The sequence below is a fragment of the Kribbella sandramycini genome (assembly GCF_013131805.1).
In the GTDB taxonomy this organism is placed as follows: domain Bacteria; phylum Actinomycetota; class Actinomycetes; order Propionibacteriales; family Kribbellaceae; genus Kribbella; species Kribbella sandramycini.
The window spans coordinates 252,637-271,400 of the sequence record NZ_JABJRC010000005.1 but is presented as its reverse complement, the minus strand read 5'-3'; the positions used below and the strand labels follow the sequence as shown (position 1 = coordinate 271,400).

The following is an 18,764-nucleotide window of genomic DNA, read 5'->3' as shown; positions in this document are numbered from 1 at the left end:
CACCCGGGGTAATTTTTCGGGACCGCCTGGCAAATTCCATGCGGTGATCGCTACGACGACGGAGTAGACATGGCCTTGACAGGACGAGACAAGACGCGGCTGAACCGACGATGGGCCGCCGGCCTGATCGCCGTCGGCACCGCCGCCGTGCTCGGCTTGGCCACGGGGGGAACCGTGACCCAGGCATCGCCGGCGAAGCCCAAGCCGACGCACACCCAGATCCAGCTGCTCGCCCTCAACGACTTCCACGGCAACCTGGAGGCGCCGGGCGGCTCGAGCGGCAACATCAACGGCATCCCGGCCGGTGGCGCGGCGTACCTGGCCACCCACCTGAAGCAGTTGCGGGAGGCCGCGGAGGCGAAGGGCCAGGAGTCCGTCACGGTCGCCGCCGGCGACCTGATCGGCGCCTCGCCGCTGCTGTCGGCCGCGTTCCACGACGAGCCGACCATCGAGGCGATGAACCTGATGGGCCTGGAGGCCGCCTCGGTCGGCAACCACGAGTTCGACGAGGGCTGGCACGAGCTGCTCCGGATGCAGACCGGCGGCTGCCTGCCCGACGGAGACGGCCAGAACAACCAGAACTCGTGCCCCGACAAGAAGCGTCCGTTCAAGGGCGCGGACTTCGACTACCTGTCGGCCAACGTGTTCTTCGAGAACACCCAGCGCACGCTGCTCGCGCCGTACACGATCAAGAAGTTCGACGACGGCCGCAAGGTCGCCTTCATCGGGATGACGCTGGAGAACACGCCCAACATCGTCACCAAGTCCGGGGTCGAGGGGCTCACCTTCAAGGACGAGATCGAGACGGCGAACAAGCTGGTCCCGGTGCTGAAGAAGAAGGGCGTGAAGTCGATCGTCGTGCTGCTGCACGAGGGCGGCTTCCCGGCCGATCCGAAGGCGTACAACAGCTGCCCGGGGATCTCCGGCCCGATCGTCGACATCAACGCGGGTCTCGACCCGGAGATCGACGCGATCATCTCCGGTCACACCCACCAGGGCTACAACTGCTCCCTGCCGGACAAGGCCGGTCAGCCGCGGCTGATCACCAGCGCGTCGTCGTTCGGCCGGCTCGTCACCGAGGTCCGGCTGAGTATCAACAACGCGACGAACGACGTCGACCGGGTGAACACGCTGGCCAACAACGTGATCGTCACCCGGGACGTCCCGCAGGACCGCAAGACCACCGAGCTGATCGGCAAGTACCAGACGCTGGTCGCCCCGATCGCGAACAAGGTGATCGGCCACATCAGCGGTACGTCGGTCTCGCGGACGCCGGACGAGTCGCTCGAGTCCCCGCTGGGCAACCTGATCGCCGACGCGCAGCTCGCCGACCCCACGGTGGTGACGGGCGGCAAGACGCCGGTCGCCGCGTTCATGAACCCGGGCGGTATCCGGGCCGATCTCGCGTCGAACGCGGGTGAGGTCACCTTCGGGCAGGCCTTCACGGTCCAGCCGTTCAACAACTTCCTGGTCTCGATGGATATGACCGGCGCGCAGATCAAGGCGCTGCTCGAGCAGCAGTTCTCCGGGGTGAACGGGCCGGAGGCCGGTAAGTACAAGGTGCTGCAGGTCGCCGGGATCACCTACACCTGGAACCCGGCCGCGGCGGCCGGCTCGAAGATCGTGGCCGGCTCGGTGAAGATCGGCGGTCAGCCGCTGGCCGACGGTACGTCGTACCGAATCGTCACCAACAACTTCCTGTCGGACGGTGGTGACGGCTTCCCGGCCTTCACCACCGCGACGAACAAGTTCTTCGGCGGGCTCGACATCGACGCCTTCGCGAAGTACCTGACCGCGCACGACCCGTACACGCCGGGGCCGACGGACCGGATCTCGACCGGGTCCTGAGCCCGGGCCGCCTGTGGGTGGGTACGCCGCTCGGCGTACCCACCCCGGCGGTCAGAGGAAGAACTTGAGCAGGACGAAGGTCAGCGCGCCGGCGGTGAACAGCGGGGACAGCGTCGAGCCGAAACCGCGGCGGACGGCGGCGCCGAAGACGGCGAGCGTCAGCGGGACGAGCATGACGAGCAGGGTGACGCCGGCGGCGTGTACGCCGACGTGGGCGTAGCCGGTGAGGAACAGGCCGAGAACCATCGCGAACGCCAGGCCGAGCCAGGTACTGCGGCGGATCGGCCCATCGGCCGTGCGGTTACCGCGGTGCGAGGCGCGGGTCGCGCGGCGATGCGAGGTCGGTGCAACGTGCGCCATCGGTGATCGGTGACCTTCCGTGGAACGACGGAATACGCAAGGTAGCAGGATCCTTGACAGTCGTAAAAGCCCGTCGAACCACCAGTCACACAACAACACACCAGTCACATCACGAACTTCGTTCACCGGACGAGGAGTGCGGTGGGCGACCGGCGAGTCAGCAGTCGGCGGCGGACCGGTGTGGGGAGTGGCGGTCGGCGGACCCGGTGTGGGGAGCGGTGGTCGGCGGGTGAGCCGTCGGCGGACCCGGTCTGGGGAGCGGTGATCCGCGGGTGAGCCGCGGGCGGACCCCGTGTGGGGAGTGGGGGTTGGCGGGTGAGTCGTCGGCGCGCCAGGCGCGGGGAGTGGGGGCGGCGGGTTAGCCGCCGGCGAAGGGGGGGAGGGCGTCTACGAGGGCGCCTTCGGGGAGGGGGGTGGTGGGGGTTGCGCGTTCGCCGTTGAGCAGGAAGGTGCAGAGTGAGAGGACTCGGGCGAGCTCCGGGCGGTCGGTGGAGACCGTGCTGATCAGGTCGGCCAGGGAGGTGGCGTCCGCGGTCGCGGTGGGGTGGCCGGCGGCGGCGCGGGCCGCGGCGAAATAGCGGATGGTGACTTCCGGCATCGGGTGCGACCTCACTGATCGGATGAGTCTTCGGTTAGTATGTCAGCTTGCTGTTGTTATCCAGTGTGTCTCGGGCCCCCGGCAATGACGCCGCTGGGGCCTGATGTGCACCTAGACCAGCACGGGGAGACAACGTGAGCACGTTGCTTCTGCTGACGAACGCACTGCAGGCCTCCACCGAGGTGCTGCCGTCGCTCGCTCTGTTGCCGCACCAGATCCGGATCCTGCCCGCCGAGGTGGCCGCGCTGGTCGACGCTCCCGACGCGGACGCCGTCCTGCTGGACGCCCGCCGTGACCTGGTCGCCGTCCGCGGGGTGTCCCGGCTGATCCGGACGACGGGGATCGACGTCCCGCTGATCCTGGTCGTCACCGAGGGCGGGCTGACCGCCGTCAACGCCGACTGGGGCTGTGACGACGTGCTGCTCGACACCGCCGGCCCGGCCGAGATCGAGGCCCGCCTGCGGCTGGTGATCGGCCGCCTGGCCGCCACCCGCACCGAGGACCCGGACACCAGCCTGATCCGCACCGGCGACGTCGTGATCGACGAGGCGTCGTACACCGCGAAGCTGAACGGCCGCGCCCTCGACCTGACCTACAAGGAATTCGAGTTGTTCAAGTTCCTCGCGCAGCACCCGGGCCGGGTGTTCACCCGCGAGCAGCTCCTCCAGGAGGTCTGGGGTTACGACTACTTCGGCGGCACGCGGACGGTCGACGTCCACGTACGCCGGTTGCGCGCGAAGCTCGGCCCTGAACACGAGTCCTTGATCGGCACGGTCCGTAACGTTGGCTACCGCTTCGTGGTCCCGCCGGCCGCAACCACCCGGGAAACGGCCGAAGCGCCCGCCTGACCTGCGGTGACGCCCCCTCCGCGGGGTAGATTCTGCGCCGTGGCGATGGAGTCGGGGTCGTTGCTCACCACGGTGGGCCGCGCTGGAGTTCTGTTCGGTAAGGCGTGGCCGAGGCTGCTGGCGGTGTTTCTGATCGCCCAGCTGGCGCACCGCGGGCTGCAGTGGGTTGCGGTCCAGGCCGGTGCGAAGGTCGAGGCCGCCGGTATCGCGGTGCTCGCGCTGCTGGTCGTGGTCTCGCTGGCGATGTACGTCGCCATGTTCCTGGTCCTCCGCGGCGAGCTGCCCTTCCACCGTCGCGCGGTCGCCGAGGGCGTGCTCGCGCCGGACGGCGTGGAGCCCGGTAAGGAGAGCCGCCCGGTCGACGCGCTGGCGGCCGCGCTGCTGCCGTTCCTCGCGTTCTACGCGGCGTACAAGTTCCTGCAGAACGAAGCGCTCGAGTACGAGTACAAGCTGGCCGTCCAGAAGGTGAACGACGCGGCTGCCACGGCGCTCGGCGGCGGCTCGGTCCCGGTGCCCGCCGAAGGGCTGGCCGCGCTGTCGACCTGGCTCTTCATCGGCCTCGGCGTCACCGCCTACCTGCTCCGCTTCGCGTTCAAGAAGTGGCGTGGTGAGACCGAGGGTCCGGTCCGCAAGCTGTTCGTCACCTACCTCGAGGCCCTGTGGATCTTCGTCGTCGCCTACCAGGCCACGTCGTACATCCCGTCGCCGAAGGAGTGGATCCAGGAGCGGCAGCTGTGGGTGTGGCTGCACGACGCCTATCTCTGGGTGCTCGACCACCTGTTCGGCGCCAGCCAGATCCGCGAGATCTGGGACGCCGTCGCCGGCTTCCTCGCATCCGGTATCGGCGACCTCTGGAGCGCGGCCGTGCTGCCGCTGGTCTGGATCACGATGACCGCAGTGATCTACGGCCGCGCGGTCAGCAAGGCGGACACCGAGCCGCGCTGGCGCTTCGACCGGATCACCAACCGCTGGCAGCGCACGCCGCGGATCGTCCAGGCGGCCGGCAACACCGTCGTCGCGGACTGGAAGGATCGCTGGTCACCGATCGCGGACGCGTTCCGGCTGGTGATTCGCTCCGGTCTCCGCCCGATGCTCGGCTACTTCCTGGCCTGGGCCGTCGTGACGTTCGCGGCCAGCGCGGTCTGGATGGTCCTGAAGCTGTGGGTGCTCGGCCCGCACAGCCTGCAGTTCTGGCTGGTCGTCGACGAGCCGCTGAACCTGATCACCGACGGCCTGAAGATCATGCTGCAGGTCGCGCTGCTGGCCGCGGCGTACGACCGGATGATCGGCGGCGTGGCCGGCTACCTGAACCGCGGTACCCGAGCCGTCCGCGAGCAGGACGCCGACGAGCAGGGCGGCGTGGCCGACCTGTCCGCCGCTACCTCGGGAATGCCAGGTACTCGGGAACTTTCGTAGCCCAGGTGATCGTCGGCTGCACGCTGTCGGCGACCGAGGTCGGGACGACGAAGATCGCGACCGTCTCGTAGGGCTTCCCGGCCTGCGGCTTCAGGTAGTGCTCCGCGTTCGCGCCCCGGAAGGACGACGGCTTCTCGTCGTAGCCGCCCGTGCAGCCGTTCGGCCGGTCCTCGAAGGCTTCGCCGCCGACGGTCAGCTGGTCCCAGACCCTGCCGTCCGGCGCGCGCAGGTGCAGCCGGCAGCCGCCGAGCCCCTCCAGGCTGGCCACGTCCGCGACCTGCTGGCGGTAGTAGACCCGGATCCGGGTCGTGTCCGGCGGCAGCGCCTTCGGCTTGCTGAACGACGATTTCAGCTGCTGCGGATCCTTCTCCACACTCGCAGCGAACCACGTCGCGCCCAGGTACTCCGTCCCGCCGTCGGCGACCGTGATCGCGTCGCGCGGCTCGGAGTCGTACCAGGACTTGTAGTCGCTCCGGGTGGTCCACCAGCCGGCCAGCGGGATCGTGAGCGCCAGCGAGGCCAGGGCCGCGGTGTTCTTCTGGAGCCAGCCGGCCTTGCGCCGGGCCCGGCGCGCGCCGCTCACGAGGCGCTCGCAGTGGTCAGCTGGACGACGTCCTGCACCTCGGGCGTCTCGACGTCGAGCGGGACGGTCGCCTCCGGCTCGAGCTCGTTGAACCCGGACTTCTCCATCACCTGCAAGGTTGCTCCTGGCAACTTGTCGGCCGGTAGCTCGACCACGAACGAGCCGCGGACCGGGATCCCGGGCGCGAGTTCGGCGCCGGACAGCGCGGTCTGGTCCAGCCCGGTGCGGTTGGCGCCGAGGTACGCGACGCCGTCCGCGGTCAGCACCCGCACCCGCTTCAGGTACATCGGCTCCCGCAGCGCGGTCACGGTGGCGTCGATCAGCACGAAGTTCGTCCGGCTCTCCCGGTCGGGGCTGCTGCGCGGGATCCGCAGCTTCTTGCCGACGCGGACGCCGTCCACGGTGAGCGTGAAGCGCGGCGTCTCGACCGCACGGCCGACGACGCCGTTCACCGGGGTCGGGTCCTGGATGTCCTTCTGCGTCGGCGTCAGCCGGTAGAGGCCGACGATCGCGATCAGAACAGCGAGCGTCAGGACGCCGTTCAGCACCTTGCGGCTCGTCATGACTTACTCGGCTTCGTCTTGTCGGTGACCTTGATCGTGCCCTCGGCCACGATGTCGGCCGGCAGCCATTTCTCGTGGTGGTCGAGCAGCGACTCGTCGTAGTGCTCGTAGCCCTGCACGGTCACCTTCGCCTCGGTCGGCAGTTCGCTCAGCTTGGGTAGTTTGAACACGTACGCGACGTCCTCGGCGGCATCCGGCGTCAGCACCGGGCTCTGCGTGTTGTCGTCCAGGGTGGCGGTCCCGACCGGCCGGGCGTCGTCCTCGAGGCCTGGTACGCCGATCAGCCGGATCAGGTCCGACGGCGGGGTGGCCCCGGTGTCGTCGGTCACCTTGAGTTTGGTCACGACCGCGATCAGTGCGCCACCCGGCTCCGGCGTGAACAGGGGCTTGAGATCGGTCACAGTGACGACCCGCTGGACCGTCACCTCGAACTGGCCCGCGTTCACCGCGGTACCGGCCGCCAGCGGGGGATTCTCCGCCTCGGCCTTGTTGAGCCCGCCGAACGCCGCGGAGATCGCGAGGACCACCGCGCCGGCGCCGATCGCCCAGATTTTGACCGGACGGCCGCGGACCTGGAGATCTGCCAGTCCCGGAAGCTCTTCGCGCTCCTGTTCCGCCGGTACCGGAAGATATCCGCGCTCCTGCTCCGGCCGCCCTGGCGTCCCCGTCTCCTGCACGGGGAGAAGCGTAACGAGCCGAAGGGGCCAACCAGCACAATAGGTGTCATGGACAACGGGCTGATCGTGCGGCCGGGGGTGGTGGTACCCGACGCGGAGCTGAGTTGGCGGTTCTCCCGGTCCAGCGGCCCGGGCGGACAGTCGGTGAACACCACTGACAGCCGCGTCGAGCTGAGTTTCGACGTCGCCGGTACGACGGCGCTGTCCGCGGTGCTCAAGTCCCGGGCGCTGGAGCGGCTCGAGACCCGGCTGGTCGACGGTGTGCTCACGATCGCCGCATCGGAGTACAAGTCGCAGTGGCGGAACCGGGAGGCGGCCAAGGAGCGCCTGGTCGCAGTGCTCAAGGAGGCGATCGCAGCGCCGCCGCGGCCCCGGCGCCCGACGAAGCCGAGCAAAGGCGCGGTACGCCGGCGCCTGGACGACAAGAAGCGCCGTGGTGAGACCAAACGGCTCCGCGGCCGCCCTGATGACTAGGCGTGTCCGAAGGGTGAAACGGCGGCTGGTGCGGAAAAACCACCGACGTACTCTGGTTTGTTGTGAGCCTAGGTCTGTGGGTGCTGGCCGGCGCGCTCGTGGCCGGAGTGCTGCTCAGCATGCTCAAAGCCTGGTACGACGGCCGTTTTCGAGGGAAGGCACAGGTGGACACAGTCTCCGCGGCCGACCTGGGCGCTGAGCTCGGCGAGCGGGCCACGCTGCTGCAGTTCTCATCTGCCTTCTGCGCCCCCTGCCGCGCCACCCGCCGCACGCTGGCCGAGGTCGAGGGCATGGTGGACGGCGTCCGTCATATCGAGCTGGACGCCGAGGCGCACCTGGAGCTCGTCCGTCGCCTCGACATCCTCCGGACGCCGACGACCCTGGTGCTCGACAGCACCGGAGCGGTCGTCAAACGGGCCAGCGGCGCACCGCGTAAACCGGACGTGATCGCCGCTCTGGCCATCGCGATCGACCACCAGCCGTCCTAACGCCTACATATCAGTCTGCAGGCGGATAGCGATCGGCCCAGCCGATGGGCGATGCTGTGCGCGTGAGCTTTCAAGCCGGTTGGTACGACGACCCCGAGAACCAGTCCCAGCAGCGGTACTGGGACGGCAACGCCTGGACCGATCGGCGCCGGCCGAAGTACGGCCAGCCGGCGCCGGAGCGCCCGCAGGACGGCCAGTCGGTCCAGCACGGCCAGGTCTTCGGCGGCGCGGGCCAGCAGGCCCAGCAGCCGTTCGGCCAGCCCCAACAGCCCTACGGCCAACCTCAGCAGGGCCAGCAGCAGCACGGCCAGCAGTACGGCCAGGGGCAGGGTTTCCAGGGCGGCTACCAGCCCTACCCGCAGCAGGCGGCTGTGGGCTACGGCGCCCCCGGCCAGAACCCGAACCGCGTCGTGACACCCGACGGGCAGCCGCTGTCCGGCTGGTGGCGCCGCGTCTTCGCATACATCATCGACAGCATCCTGTCCGGGCTGATCGCCTTGGTCTTCTCCGGCTACTTCGTCTGGAAGTTCCTGCAATGGGCGATGGACTTCTATCGCCCGCTCTTCGAAGAGGCGGCGCGCGGCGGGAATCCGGTCGCGCCGACAACGCTGCCGGCCGAGGCGTACAAATGGATCATTCCGGCCAGCCTGATCAGTCTCGCGGTCCAGTTCGCGTATCAGTACTTCTTCCTGACCAAGGCGGGCGCGACCCCGGGCAAGATGCTGCTGAGTATCGCCGTCCGACAGCGGGGCAGCCGCGGGTATCTGCCGCCTGCCGTGGCGGCCAAGCGGGTCGGCTTCTACCTCGGCGTGAACGTGGTCAGTGCCATCCCGCTCCTCGGCCAGCTCGTCTTCATCATCATCCTGCTCGACTGGTTCTGGCCGCTGTGGGACGACAAGAAGCAGGCGCTGCACGACAAGTGGCCCGGCACCCAGGTCGTCCGCACCTGACCGGTTCCAGGATGTGATCAGTTGTCTCAGTAAATGGGACAACTGGCCACCCCTCTCCACGGTTTCCGTACTCTCGGAGGCGTGGAGTACACGACTTTGCTGACCAAGCGCCGCGCGGTGGACAACTGCCGCATGCGCTCGTCACTGTGTCGCGGCCGCTGACCAGGCGGCGTCCCGAGCGCTGCGAGACCGGAATCTGAGCCCGGTGTCGCGTACGTCGTCTCCCCGCACACCCGGGCGGGTCCGGCTCGAACCACTCCTTCCGACGGAGTCGGCATGTCCGAACAGACGGCGCAGAAAGCCCAACAGGTCGACCCTCGTGGACTGCGGTTCGCAGCTGGGGTGACCGCAGTCCTGCTGGCGCTGACCCTGATCCTCGGCAATCCGTGGATCCTGGCGGTGCAGACGCTGGTGTTCGCGATCGGTGTCGCCTTCGGCGTCCAGGCGTCGCCGTACGGCCAGCTCTTCAAACGCGTCGTCCGGCCGCGGCTGGGCCCGCCCAGCGAGCTGGAGGACGCGACGCCGCCGCGGTTCGCGCAGCTGGTCGGTCTGCTGTTCGCGATCGCCGGCCTGATCGGCTACTTCAGCGGCGCGATCGTGCTCGGAGTGGTCGCCACCGGATTCGCCCTGGTCGCCGCGTTCGTGAACGCGGCCGTGGGGCTCTGCCTCGGCTGCGAGGCCTATTTGTTGATCCAACGCATTCGTACGCCAAGTACCGCTACCAACTGAGAGGCAGCACACATGAGCAGGGAATCCGCGCTTGTCTCGGCCGACTGGGTCGAAGAGCACAAGAGCGACGCCAACGTCGTCCTGATCGAGGTCGACGAGGACGTTTCGGCGTACGACGCCGGCCACATCGCCGGTGCGATCAAGCTGGACTGGAAGGACGACCTGCAGGACCCGGTCCGTCGCGACTTCGTGAACCAGCAGCAGTTCCAGGAGCTGCTGTCGGCCCGCGGCGTCAAGAACGACGACACTGTCGTGCTGTACGGCGGTAACAACAACTGGTTCGCCGCGTACGCCTTCTGGTACTTCAAGCTGTACGGGCACGGCGACGTCCGCCTGCTCGACGGCGGCCGCAAGCGCTGGGAGCTGGACAGCCGCGAGCTGACCGACGATGTCGTCAAGCGCGAGGCCACCGAGTACGTCGCCAAGGAGCCGGACCTGAACATCCGCGCGTTCCGCGGTGAGGTCGAGGAGGCCATCGGCGTCAAGAACCTGGTCGACGTGCGCAGCCCCGACGAGTACGCCGGCCGGCTGCTCGCCCCGGCCCACCTGCCGCAGGAGCAGGCCCAGCGTGCGGGGCACATCCCGACCGCGGCCAGCATCCCGTGGAGCAAGGCGGCCAACGACGACGGCACCTTCCGCTCCGACGAGGAGCTGAAGGCCCTGTACGCCGACGCCGGGGTCGATTTCGGCAAGGACACCATCGCGTACTGCCGGATCGGCGAGCGCTCGGCGCACACCTGGTTCGTGCTGCACGAGCTGCTCGGCCAGGAGAACGTCAAGAACTACGACGGTTCCTGGACCGAGTGGGGCTCGCTGGTCGGCGTGCCGGTTGCCCTCGGCGACGAACCCGGGCAGGCCTGAGATGTGCGGCGCGAAGCAGGGCGGTCTCGACCTCAAGGGGGTCGACATCGACAAGGAGGCCGTGATCCAGGGCCAGGTGCTGCGCGGCGAGGAGCCGGTCGGCGGCGCGTACGTGCGGCTGCTCGACGCCTCGGGTGAGTTCACCGCCGAGGTGCCGACGTCCGCGACCGGGCACTTCCGGTTCTTCGCCAAGCCCGGCGAGTGGACGCTGCGCACGCTGGCCCCGAAGGCCGACCCGGTCGACCGCCAGGTGGTGGCGCAGTACGGCGCCGTCGCGGAAGTGGCCGTTACCGTCTGAGGTTTCGCTCGTTACTGATGGTGCCGCCGTCGCCGGACGGCGGCCCACCCTGAAGTAGTTTCCGAAGGGCCCGGACCTTGCGCGTCCGGGCCCTTCGGCATGCCGGAACCCCTGTCGGGCAAGGGTTTTCGACCCATCACCGCGAAGTTACGGGTGACCCGGAGGAATCTCAGCCGGCGAGTCCGCAGGTAACGGTTTGGTCTCGGAGCGAGGTCGGCTCGTTACCTACCGCGACCGCCTGAGTTGTGTCTGTGTCCTGGCCCGCGCTACGGGCCATGTCATCACTCAGGGAGGAGGGGTCATGGGACCCCGCATCGGATACAAGAAGCTCGCCGCCGTCGGTGTAGCGGCGGTCGTCGGCGTTGCTTCTACGATCGCGCTGACCTCGGGCTCGGCATCGGCCAGCCCGGTCTTCGGTTACAACGGCTACGGCATCGCTGTCGAGGCCACGGGTGGCGTCGTGAACAGCGGCCCGCAGACGCTGAGCACGATCAGCTGCACCACGAACTCGTCGGCTGCCGACACGAACGACGTCGCGACGGCCAACGTCAACAACCACGCGATCGCCAAGACCGTGCGGACGAACACTCACGCGTTCAACAACAAGGACGGCAACGGCGTCACCAGCACCGCGACCGCGGTCGACGTCAAGATCGGCAACCTGCTGCACCTGACCGGTGTGAAGACCACCACCACCGCGGTGTACAAGAACGGCAAGCTGTCCTACACCGGTAACACGACCTACGCGGGCGTGAAGATCGGCGCCGTCTCGGTGCCGTCGCTGCTGAAGCCGGCCCACAACACCAAGGTCGCCGTCCCGGGCCTGGGCTACATCGTGCTGAACCGCGTCGGCGGCGTGAAGACCGAGAGCGGTATCTACTCGTACGCGCAGGGCGTCGTCGTCCACGCGAACGTGAAGAACAAGTACATCCCGGAGGGTGTCGACGTCGCGGTCCTCAAGACCCGCGCCGAGATCGCCAAGCCGGCCGTCGGCCTCGTCATCGGCGACGCCTACGTCACCAAGGCCAACGTCGACAAGCTGGTCGTCTCCGGCCCGACGTCGTACCAGGCCACCTGCAAGGGCACCGAGGGCAAGACCATCCGCGCGTCGGTCGGCGAGGTCGTGATCCCGAAGGTCGCCTACGTCGGCGCCGCGTACACCACCAAGAACGGCTTCCAGAGCAAGGACAAGGCCGCCGTCCACTTCACCTCGCACGTCGCGGGTGTCAAGGTCGGCAACCTGGCCATCGGCGCGGTGAACTCCGAGGCCAAGGCGTGGAAGACCAAGGACGGCAAGTTCGGCGTCAGCTCGACCTCGAGCATCGCGTCGATCAAGGTCGGCAACAAGGTCTACCCGGTCAAGACCGGTCAGAACGCCACGCTGGACATCCCCGGTATCGCCAAGCTGACCTTCAACCAGGTCGTCAAGCAGCAGCGCTACATCGCCGTGAACGCCCTGGTCATCGACGTCTACAGCCTGAACACCAAGGTTGTCGTCGGTCACTCGGCCGCCGGCGTCGTCGGCTGAACAAGCTGACAGTCACCGTCTGAGTCGAACCTCACCGTCTCAGAATCACCGGCCCCGGATCCGCACAGGATCCGGGGCCGGTTTCGTCATGCCAGCAAGCGCGCGGCGAGCTCGGCGTTGCGCTGGGCAAACAACTGCCAGGACGCCGGCGTGGCCGCGACCCGGTCGTGGGCGGTCCGTTCGGTCATCGCCTGTTGGGTCCAGGTCCGGACTCGCCCGCCGCGCAGGGTGAAGCCGACCAGGACGCCGTTGGCCCAGCCGTACACATCGATGTCATCGGCAACCATCTGGGCGACTTTCTGCTCGGCCATGATCCACTCGAACGCGGCCAGCTCCTCCTGCAGTTTGGCCGCGAACTCGAACCGGAGCGCCGTCGACGCGGCGTCCCGGCGCCGGACCAGCTCGGCCCGGACGGCGGTCACGGCGGCCGGCTCGCGTTCGAGGACGGCGTACGCCGCTTCGGTCAGCGCCACGCGATCGTCCGGGCTGACGCCGAACAGCCGGGCGAACTCACGCAATGAGCCGCCGGTGTCGGCGGTGTAGTGCAAGGGGATCACCCGTTGCAGAGCCGAGATCGCCTGCCGGACGCGGAGGCCGCCGAGATACGGGCCGAAGTGCGGAGCGGTCGGCGTAACTGTGTGGGTGAAGCGGGGGCCGGCGGGATCGAAGCGGATGTAGCCGACCACCTCCGCGCCGCCCCTGACTCGGTTCCAGCGCGGTTTGGAGTGTTCGAGCAGGTTGCGTTCGAGCCAGGCGGCTTCGTGCTCGGAGTCGCACCAGACGCTCTCGACGCGGGCGATCCGGGTCACCATGCGGCGTAGGCGGGGCCGGTCGCCCAGATGCGTCCAGTACGACAACACGCGGCGGCGCAGGTTCACCGCGCGGCCGATGTAGAGGACCCGGCCGTTCTCGTCCCGGAAGCGATAGACGCCGGGCTCCTGCGGCAAGCGCCGGGCGACCAGACGAGCCGGCTCCATCAGGCGTCGAGGATCAGCGTGACCGGGCCGTCGTTGACCAGCGCGACCTCCATGTGGGCGCCGAAGCGGCCGCGCTCGACCTTGGCGCCCAGCCCCTCCAGGGCTGTGCAGAAGGCGTCGTACAGCGGTTCGGAGACCGGACCGGGGGCGGCCGCGCTCCAGGACGGGCGGCGGCCCTTGCGGGTGTCGGCGTACAAGGTGAACTGGCTGATCGCGAGGATCGGCGCCTGCTCGTCGGCGGCCGATCGCTCGCCGTCGAGGATGCGTAGCGTCCAGATCTTCGCGGCCAGGGCCTGCGCTGTTGCGGGGGTGTCGTCATGGGTGACGCCGAGCAGGATCAGTAGCCCCGGCCCGTCGATCGCGCCGACCATCGCGCCCTCGACCGTGACCGATGCGCTGCTGACCCGCTGTACGACTGCTCTCATGGGAACAATCCTGCCGTGCCGGAAAATATCTCGCCAGTCGCCTGTTCGGCCGCTGAATCTCCCGGTTTCGGCGGTGTTCTGGCAAGATCTGACGCATGGCCTCGACCCTGATCACCGTTGCCCCCACCGGCGCCGAGACCGCGAAGGCGGACTGCCCGGCGCTGCCGACGACCCTCGACGAGCTGGTCGAGACGGCGAAGCGCTGCGAGGCGGCCGGGGCCGCGATGATCCACATCCACATCCGGGACGGCGAGCACCGGCCGACCCTCGACCTCGGCCGGCTGACCGAGACGGTCGCCGCCGTCCGGGCGAACTCGGGCCTGATCGTCCAGCTCTCCACCGGCGGCGCGGTCACCGACCCGTTCGAGCATCGGCTCCGCGTCCTGGACGCCGCGCCTGACTCCTGCTCGCTGACGATGGGCACGGTCAACTTCGGTGACGACGTGTTCATGAACCCGTGGCCGTTCGTCACCGAGCTCTACCAGCTCACCCAGGAGCGCGAGATCGTCCCCGAGTTCGAGCTGTTCGACCTCGGGCACGTGGCGGCGCTCGGGCGCCTGCTCGACAAGTTCGGCGTGCCGTACGGCGGCCGCGTGCACTGCGACCTGGTGATGGGCGTCCCCGGCGGAATGCCCGGGACGACGGACGCGCTGGTCGCCGCGCTCAACGCGCTGCCCGCCGCCGTCACGTCCTGGTCAGCGACCGGGATCGGGCGGACGTCGCTCACCGTCGCGCTGGCCGCGTTGTCGAAGGGCGGCCACCTCCGGGTCGGTATGGAGGACACGCTGACGCTGGCGAAGGGTGAGCCGGTCAACCACAACGCCGAGCTGGTCGAGCGCGCGGCCGCCCTGGCGACGCTGGCTCAGCGGCCGCCGATGTCGTCGGACGAGGCGCGCGATCTGTTGAACGTGAAGCGCTGAAACAGGAACACGGCCGCGCCGGTCGCGATGATGATTGCTTCTAGCAACAGCCAGTCCCGCAGGTAGTCGCGCGGGAGGATGGTCGGGTTGGCCCCCTTCCCCTGGCGGAGAAGCAGCGGAATCGCGAGCAGTGTGGTGATTCCAACGTACAGAAGTGTTGTGCGCACGATGTGATGGGTCACCACGACACTGAGAACGATGATGAGCGGGACGAGGAGGGCGTCGTCGGCGACGACGGCTCCGCCCAGCCACAGGGGCAGGTGGAAGAGGGCGCGAGGTTCCAGGACGCTGAGGAGGAGCCAGAGGCCCCACAGGCCGAGGCCGACGCCGGTGGCGCCCAGCATGATGCGGGCTCTCATGCCAGGACCTCCAGGCGGTGGACCCACTTGGTTTGCAGGACACCGGGGCGGTTCGGTGCGATGATGCGGGCCGGGAAGCCGTGGTCGAGGGCGAGTTCGCTGCCGTTGAGGCGAAGGGCAAGCAGGGTGAGCGGATCGGCGGCGAACTGGGGTGGGAGCTCGCTGGTGGCGTAGAAACCGCCCTTCTCCATCGAGACCACTCGCACCCGCGACGACGCCGGTGCGCCGCACAGGTGCAGCAGGTCGCGGATTCGGATCCCCTCCCAGTGGGCGCCCTGGCTCCACCCCTCGACACAGGCGATCGGCAGCTTGGAGTGGTTCTGGGGGAGCTGGCGCAGCTGATCGAGGGTGTACGACAGTTGCTGTGGGCCCACGACGGTGAAGCGCCAGGACGCCGTCAGCGGGTCGATCCCGGCGTCGCGGGCCGTCCGGTTCACGGGGAGCCCTTGCGGGCCGACGTCCGGCTTGCGGGGCGCCAGGACGGCCAGTGGGCCGAGCGGCGGTGCGGACTGGCCGACGCTGGTGATGCCGACCAGAGTTGCCGCGCCGGCGACCGTGCGGAACAGGCCGCGGCGGGTCAGGTCAGTCGTTGCCGGCGGCAAAGGCTCCTTACGCCACTGGATGACCGGGATCTTGACGGCGATGTGGACGAGGAGCGCGCCGACGATGATCCAGCCGAGTGCGTAGTGCGTCTGCTTGAACGGGAACGGCCAGGGGTACCACTGCAGGGTGTTCAGGTAGCCGATGAACAGCTCCAGTGCGAGGGCTGAGACCAGCACCAGGATCGACAGGCGCTCCAGCAGCGTCTTCAGCGTCGGTTTCTCGAACAGCTTGGGGTAAACCGTCCAGAGCTTTGCCAGCAGCAACGGTACGGCGACTGTTCCGCTCAACACGTGCAGACCCTGGGTGACCCGGTAGAGCGAGGCCGGCCGGGTCGGGATGTGCAGCCAGGCGGGGGATTCCTGCTGGAAATGGCTGAACAGGCCGGTCAGGAAGCAGACCAGCACGGCGACGCCGAGCCAGCGGCCCAGCACGGTCGCGACGCGCGGATGGTGCAGCGGCGACCGGAACGACTGCGCCGTCGGCGGCGCCGGAAGCTTCATGTTTCCACTACAACCCAGATCGGGCCGGTTGCGGGGCGGCGAACGCTTACTGCTCGCGAACGGGATCCGTTGCCGCTTCCGGCACGTCTGTTCTGGGGTGAGTGCGCCGCCATGGGCTTAGGGTGGGTAACTCTGGGAGAGGAGTGGGCAGCGGTGAAGACGCAGCAGCGGTCGTCGGACGACGACGAGCGCGCGATGGCGGATCTGGCCGAGGTTTCCGACTGGAAGCCGGTCTGGGGCCCGCCGGGCGCCGGCCTGGAGGCGATCCGGGCGCGGGTCCTGCGCGTCACGGCGGCCACCGGGTGGCAGCCGTGGGCGCCGGGCAACATCGACCCCGAGCGGTTCACCTGGGGCCTGGTCACGCAGCGCGAGACCGTGATGCTCCTGCTGCCGGACGCCGTCCTCCCCGAGAGCCCGCGCAGCGGCTGGTCGGCGTACGAGATCACGCCGTCCGAGGTCGCGGACGCCGAAGCGGGGCTGGACGAGCACTGGCCGTCCGAGGTCGAGCGCGCCCGCAGGCATTGGGGCCCGCCGGTCTTCGTCGGTCCGGGCGACGATCCGCGGGTGCCGCCGGAGTGGCGCGGCCTGCGTAGGCACCTCGCGGTCTGGCTGCGGCCGGGTGCCGAGTTCCATCTGTATGCGACTCAGCCCGGCGCGGACAATCCGCAGGCCGGGTTCGCGTACTCCGTCTATGCGAGTGAGGTGGCCTGATGCTCGAGGACGAACTGCTCGACGTGCTGATCAAGCGGACGCAGGTGATGATCAGCCACCTGGAGAAGGCTCGGCAGAACGCCAAGGGGACGCTGCCGCGCACCCTGCTGGAAGAAGCCCGGAACCTGCGCCGCTACCACCCGGACATCGACCGTGAGATGCGCGGTCCTGCCCCCGCCGACCAGTACGGGCGGTTGGAGCGGCAGTTGCGCGCTCTGCAGGAGCGGCATGCTCAGTTGCAGTTGCAGCTCGCCGAGCGGCAGCGGGAGGCCGAGCGCGCGAATCAGGACCTGAACCGGGACGGCGAGCCGGACAGCTCGGTCGACGACCGCGCCGAGCGGGACGAGGTGACCGACGAGCGCGGGGACGACGAGCAGCAGCGCGCCGAGGAGGAGCGCCGTCGGGAGGAAGAGGACCGGCGACGCGAGGAAGCGGAGCGTCGGCGGCAGGAAGAGGAGGACCGGCGGCGCGAGGAGGAAGAGCGGCGGCGTGAGGAAGCGGAGCGCCGGCGGCAGCAGGAAGGGAACCGGGACGGGCGCAGCGGCGAGCCGCAGGCGGAGAACCTCGGTGTCCCGGCGGCCGGGGCGGCTGCTGGAGCCGCGACGGCTGCTGACGCGGCTGCGGCGCGGGCGGACTACGAGCGGGCGGCCGCGCAGATGGAGGCCGACTTCGAGGCCGAGTCCGCGCAGAAGCATCAGGAGTTCGAGGCGCGTGGCGAGCAGATGCGCGCGGACTTCGAGGCCAAGAGCGCGCAGATGAACGAGCGGTTCGAGCAGTTCTCGGAGCAGTTCCGCAACGAGGACGGCTCGGTGAACCAGTCCGCCCTCGGTGTCGACCAGCCCGACCAGCCGGACCGGCAGTTCACCCATGAGGACGGGTCGGTCAACGAGGCCGGGCTCGGGGTGCAGGAGCCGCAGGCCCAGCAGGAGCGGGAGAGTGAGTTCACCCGCCCGGACGGCACGGCGAACCAGGCCGCGCTGAACGGCGAGGACCGCGCCCAGGAGAACGTCGCCGAGCAGAACCGCGAGTTCACCAACGAGGACGGCTCGGTCCGTCAGGAGGCGCTCGGCGTCGACCCGGCGCGCGAGGCGCAGCAGAACCGCGAGTTCACCCACGAAGACGGGACGGTCAACCAGGCCGCGCTGAACGGGCAGGAGAACGCGGCCGAGCGGGATCGGCAGTTCACCAACGAGGACGGGACGGTCAATCAGGCCGCGCTGAACGGCGAGGGGCGCAACCGGCAGGAGACCGAGCGGCAGGACGAGCAGCGCGACCGGCAGGAGGCCGGGCCGACCGGCGGGTTCCCGACCGGGGGCGACAAGGCGGCGTCCGAGCAGGTCGCCCAGCAGACTGACCAGGAGCAGCCCGTCGACCGGCTGCTCGCCGAGGAGCGCGCCAACCGCGACAACCAGCGCGCGCCGCAGGAGGGCGCCCAGCGCTCACAGATGTCCCCCGAGGAGATGCGCGCCAGCCAAAACGCCTACTCGGCCGGCACCGCCAGCCCCAACGGCGCCACCACTCGTCCCAACGAAGAGGCCCTCAGCGGCGCCCGCGGCGGCCAAACCCCCGCTCAGCGCCACGAGAAGTCGGTCAACCGGGGCGGCCGCGAATCCGAAGGCCACGGCCGCAGCCGCGAGTAGCTAATAGACGATCGCCTGGGCGTGCTCCGCCAGAATCTCTTCGGTGAAGGCGGGGGCGCCGGCGATGCGGGTGCCGGGCAGCAGGTCGGCTTCGGTGAGGTCGCGGCGCTTGACGCATTGGGTGCAGGCGGTGAGTTGACCGCCTTCGCGGATGGCAGTCAGGAGGTCCACCAGGGGGGCCGCGTGCGGGAGCTCGAAGGTTTCGGCGTGGCCGGGGACGGCGAAGCGGACGGCCTCGCCGGTGAGCCAGAAGGAGACCTGAGCGCCTGCGGCGACCGCGGTGGCGGCGACGGTGAAGGCCTGGTTGGCGCGTTCGGGCTCGTCGGCGCCTGCGGTCAGTTTGATCACCAGCGTGCGGGACATCACGCCACGGTAGCCGAAGGGCCCGGAACCATCCTCTAGACTGGC

Annotated in this window: 23 protein-coding genes; 13 read left to right on the top strand and 10 right to left on the bottom strand. The window is 69.2% G+C overall.

All coding sequences use genetic code 11. The features are described from left to right. The first annotated feature begins 69 nt into the window (after positions 1-69). Positions 70-1,848: a bifunctional metallophosphatase/5'-nucleotidase gene (locus HPO96_RS21945; protein ID WP_171675402.1), complete on the top strand. Its 1,779-nt coding sequence runs from the start codon at positions 70-72 to the stop codon at positions 1,846-1,848. A gap of 51 nt (positions 1,849-1,899) precedes the next feature. Here HPO96_RS21945 and HPO96_RS21940 read toward each other — a convergent pair whose 3' ends face one another. Together HPO96_RS21940 and HPO96_RS21935 are read right to left on the bottom strand one after the other, a co-directional pair. Next, positions 1,900-2,208: a hypothetical protein gene (locus HPO96_RS21940; RefSeq protein ID WP_171675400.1), complete on the bottom strand. Its 309-nt coding sequence runs from the start codon at positions 2,206-2,208 to the stop codon at positions 1,900-1,902. 358 nt (positions 2,209-2,566) lie between these two features. After that, on the bottom strand, positions 2,567-2,806 hold the full coding sequence (locus HPO96_RS21935) for a MoaD/ThiS family protein (protein WP_171675398.1): 240 nt from the start codon (positions 2,804-2,806) through the stop codon (positions 2,567-2,569). 134 nt (positions 2,807-2,940) lie between these two features. Here HPO96_RS21935 and HPO96_RS21930 point away from each other — a divergent pair, with 134 nt between their 5' ends. Beyond that, positions 2,941-3,654, top strand: a complete 714-nt coding sequence (locus HPO96_RS21930) for a winged helix-turn-helix domain-containing protein (RefSeq protein ID WP_171675396.1) — start codon at positions 2,941-2,943, stop codon at positions 3,652-3,654. A 45-nt stretch (positions 3,655-3,699) separates the two neighbouring features. Continuing rightward, positions 3,700-5,070, top strand: a complete 1,371-nt coding sequence (locus tag HPO96_RS21925; RefSeq protein ID WP_238355417.1) for a hypothetical protein — start codon at positions 3,700-3,702, stop codon at positions 5,068-5,070. Here HPO96_RS21925 and HPO96_RS21920 read toward each other — a convergent pair. From HPO96_RS21920 to HPO96_RS21910, 3 genes are read right to left on the bottom strand one after another with little or no spacing between them, the layout of a single operon-like run. Then, positions 5,033-5,653, bottom strand: coding sequence for a hypothetical protein (locus HPO96_RS21920; RefSeq protein WP_171675394.1), 621 nt, complete (start codon positions 5,651-5,653; stop codon positions 5,033-5,035). The genes HPO96_RS21925 and HPO96_RS21920 overlap by 38 nt on opposite strands. After that, a complete protein-coding gene (locus tag HPO96_RS21915) occupies positions 5,650-6,216 on the bottom strand; it encodes a hypothetical protein (protein WP_171675392.1) in 567 nt (188 codons plus the stop codon). The genes HPO96_RS21920 and HPO96_RS21915 overlap by 4 nt, the downstream gene beginning before the upstream one ends. Then, complete coding sequence (locus tag HPO96_RS21910; RefSeq protein WP_337796755.1) at positions 6,213-6,893, bottom strand: hypothetical protein; 681 nt, start codon at positions 6,891-6,893, stop codon at positions 6,213-6,215. The genes HPO96_RS21915 and HPO96_RS21910 overlap by 4 nt, the downstream gene beginning before the upstream one ends. Positions 6,894-6,941: 48 nt before the next feature. Between HPO96_RS21910 and arfB the strand changes: the two genes are divergently transcribed. From arfB to HPO96_RS21875, 7 genes are all read left to right on the top strand, one after another. After that, positions 6,942-7,367, top strand: a complete 426-nt coding sequence (arfB, locus tag HPO96_RS21905) for an alternative ribosome rescue aminoacyl-tRNA hydrolase ArfB (RefSeq protein WP_171675390.1) — start codon at positions 6,942-6,944, stop codon at positions 7,365-7,367. A gap of 62 nt (positions 7,368-7,429) precedes the next feature. Then, positions 7,430-7,855 carry a thioredoxin family protein gene (locus HPO96_RS21900; RefSeq protein WP_337796754.1) on the top strand — a complete coding sequence of 142 codons (426 nt, stop codon included), beginning with the start codon at positions 7,430-7,432 and terminating at the stop codon, positions 7,853-7,855. Between the two features lie 62 nt (positions 7,856-7,917). Next, positions 7,918-8,805 (top strand): RDD family protein, encoded by an 888-nt coding sequence (locus HPO96_RS21895; RefSeq protein ID WP_171675388.1) that lies wholly within the window; start codon positions 7,918-7,920, stop codon positions 8,803-8,805. Between the two features lie 276 nt (positions 8,806-9,081). Beyond that, entirely contained in the window at positions 9,082-9,534 is a 453-nt protein-coding gene (locus tag HPO96_RS21890; protein ID WP_171675386.1) for a DUF4395 domain-containing protein, read from the top strand. A 12-nt stretch (positions 9,535-9,546) separates the two neighbouring features. Continuing rightward, the gene (locus HPO96_RS21885) at positions 9,547-10,395 is read left to right on the top strand and encodes a sulfurtransferase (RefSeq protein ID WP_171675384.1); all 849 of its coding nucleotides are present in this window, start codon (positions 9,547-9,549) and stop codon (positions 10,393-10,395) included. Between the two features lies 1 nt (position 10,396). Then, on the top strand, positions 10,397-10,693 hold the full coding sequence (locus tag HPO96_RS21880) for a DUF1416 domain-containing protein (protein ID WP_171675382.1): 297 nt from the start codon (positions 10,397-10,399) through the stop codon (positions 10,691-10,693). A gap of 301 nt (positions 10,694-10,994) precedes the next feature. Next, positions 10,995-12,221 (top strand): choice-of-anchor P family protein, encoded by a 1,227-nt coding sequence (locus tag HPO96_RS21875; RefSeq protein ID WP_171675381.1) that lies wholly within the window; start codon positions 10,995-10,997, stop codon positions 12,219-12,221. 86 nt (positions 12,222-12,307) lie between these two features. Here HPO96_RS21875 and HPO96_RS21870 read toward each other — a convergent pair whose 3' ends face one another. Together HPO96_RS21870 and dtd are read right to left on the bottom strand one after the other, a co-directional pair. After that, positions 12,308-13,198, bottom strand: a complete 891-nt coding sequence (locus HPO96_RS21870) for a GIY-YIG nuclease family protein (protein ID WP_171675380.1) — start codon at positions 13,196-13,198, stop codon at positions 12,308-12,310. Then, positions 13,198-13,623 carry a D-aminoacyl-tRNA deacylase gene (gene dtd, locus HPO96_RS21865; RefSeq protein WP_171675379.1) on the bottom strand — a complete coding sequence of 142 codons (426 nt, stop codon included), beginning with the start codon at positions 13,621-13,623 and terminating at the stop codon, positions 13,198-13,200. The genes HPO96_RS21870 and dtd overlap by 1 nt, the downstream gene beginning before the upstream one ends. A 95-nt stretch (positions 13,624-13,718) precedes the next feature. Between dtd and HPO96_RS21860 the strand changes: the two genes are divergently transcribed. Continuing rightward, positions 13,719-14,543: a beta-keto acid cleavage family enzyme gene (locus HPO96_RS21860; RefSeq protein WP_171675378.1), complete on the top strand. Its 825-nt coding sequence runs from the start codon at positions 13,719-13,721 to the stop codon at positions 14,541-14,543. Here the strand turns inward: HPO96_RS21860 and HPO96_RS21855 are convergent. After that, positions 14,486-14,902: a hypothetical protein gene (locus tag HPO96_RS21855; RefSeq protein ID WP_171675377.1), complete on the bottom strand. Its 417-nt coding sequence runs from the start codon at positions 14,900-14,902 to the stop codon at positions 14,486-14,488. The genes HPO96_RS21860 and HPO96_RS21855 overlap by 58 nt on opposite strands. Continuing rightward, positions 14,899-16,005: a molybdopterin-dependent oxidoreductase gene (locus HPO96_RS21850; RefSeq protein ID WP_171675376.1), complete on the bottom strand. Its 1,107-nt coding sequence runs from the start codon at positions 16,003-16,005 to the stop codon at positions 14,899-14,901. The genes HPO96_RS21855 and HPO96_RS21850 overlap by 4 nt, the downstream gene beginning before the upstream one ends. A gap of 153 nt (positions 16,006-16,158) precedes the next feature. Between HPO96_RS21850 and HPO96_RS21845 the strand changes: the two genes are divergently transcribed. Both HPO96_RS21845 and HPO96_RS21840 read left to right on the top strand, forming a co-directional pair. Beyond that, positions 16,159-16,716, top strand: coding sequence for a hypothetical protein (locus HPO96_RS21845; RefSeq protein ID WP_337796753.1), 558 nt, complete (start codon positions 16,159-16,161; stop codon positions 16,714-16,716). Beyond that, on the top strand, positions 16,716-18,356 hold the full coding sequence (locus HPO96_RS21840) for a hypothetical protein (RefSeq protein ID WP_171675375.1): 1,641 nt from the start codon (positions 16,716-16,718) through the stop codon (positions 18,354-18,356). Before HPO96_RS21845 ends, HPO96_RS21840 begins: the two co-directional genes overlap by 1 nt. On the opposite strand, the gene HPO96_RS21835 is transcribed toward HPO96_RS21840, so the two are convergent. Then, a complete protein-coding gene (locus HPO96_RS21835) occupies positions 18,357-18,719 on the bottom strand; it encodes a DsrE family protein (protein WP_171675374.1) in 363 nt (120 codons plus the stop codon). Positions 18,720-18,764: the final 45 nt, after the last annotated feature.

Coding starts and splice junctions, on each gene's coding strand:
- HPO96_RS21890 (WP_171675386.1), top strand. CDS start 9,082: ATGTCCGAACAGACGGCGCAGAAAGCCCAACAGGTCGACCCTCGTGGA.
- HPO96_RS21840 (WP_171675375.1), top strand. CDS start 16,716: ATGCTCGAGGACGAACTGCTCGACGTGCTGATCAAGCGGACGCAGGTG.
- arfB (WP_171675390.1), top strand. CDS start 6,942: ATGGACAACGGGCTGATCGTGCGGCCGGGGGTGGTGGTACCCGACGCG.
- HPO96_RS21885 (WP_171675384.1), top strand. CDS start 9,547: ATGAGCAGGGAATCCGCGCTTGTCTCGGCCGACTGGGTCGAAGAGCAC.
- HPO96_RS21880 (WP_171675382.1), top strand. CDS start 10,397: ATGTGCGGCGCGAAGCAGGGCGGTCTCGACCTCAAGGGGGTCGACATC.
- HPO96_RS21835 (WP_171675374.1), bottom strand. CDS start 18,719: ATGTCCCGCACGCTGGTGATCAAACTGACCGCAGGCGCCGACGAGCCC.
- HPO96_RS21940 (WP_171675400.1), bottom strand. CDS start 2,208: ATGGCGCACGTTGCACCGACCTCGCATCGCCGCGCGACCCGCGCCTCG.
- HPO96_RS21875 (WP_171675381.1), top strand. CDS start 10,995: ATGGGACCCCGCATCGGATACAAGAAGCTCGCCGCCGTCGGTGTAGCG.
- HPO96_RS21945 (WP_171675402.1), top strand. CDS start 70: ATGGCCTTGACAGGACGAGACAAGACGCGGCTGAACCGACGATGGGCC.
- HPO96_RS21915 (WP_171675392.1), bottom strand. CDS start 6,216: ATGACGAGCCGCAAGGTGCTGAACGGCGTCCTGACGCTCGCTGTTCTG.
- HPO96_RS21925 (WP_238355417.1), top strand. CDS start 3,700: ATGGAGTCGGGGTCGTTGCTCACCACGGTGGGCCGCGCTGGAGTTCTG.
- dtd (WP_171675379.1), bottom strand. CDS start 13,623: ATGAGAGCAGTCGTACAGCGGGTCAGCAGCGCATCGGTCACGGTCGAG.
- HPO96_RS21850 (WP_171675376.1), bottom strand. CDS start 16,005: ATGAAGCTTCCGGCGCCGCCGACGGCGCAGTCGTTCCGGTCGCCGCTG.
- HPO96_RS21855 (WP_171675377.1), bottom strand. CDS start 14,902: ATGAGAGCCCGCATCATGCTGGGCGCCACCGGCGTCGGCCTCGGCCTG.
- HPO96_RS21935 (WP_171675398.1), bottom strand. CDS start 2,806: ATGCCGGAAGTCACCATCCGCTATTTCGCCGCGGCCCGCGCCGCCGCC.
- HPO96_RS21870 (WP_171675380.1), bottom strand. CDS start 13,198: ATGGAGCCGGCTCGTCTGGTCGCCCGGCGCTTGCCGCAGGAGCCCGGC.
- HPO96_RS21860 (WP_171675378.1), top strand. CDS start 13,719: ATGGCCTCGACCCTGATCACCGTTGCCCCCACCGGCGCCGAGACCGCG.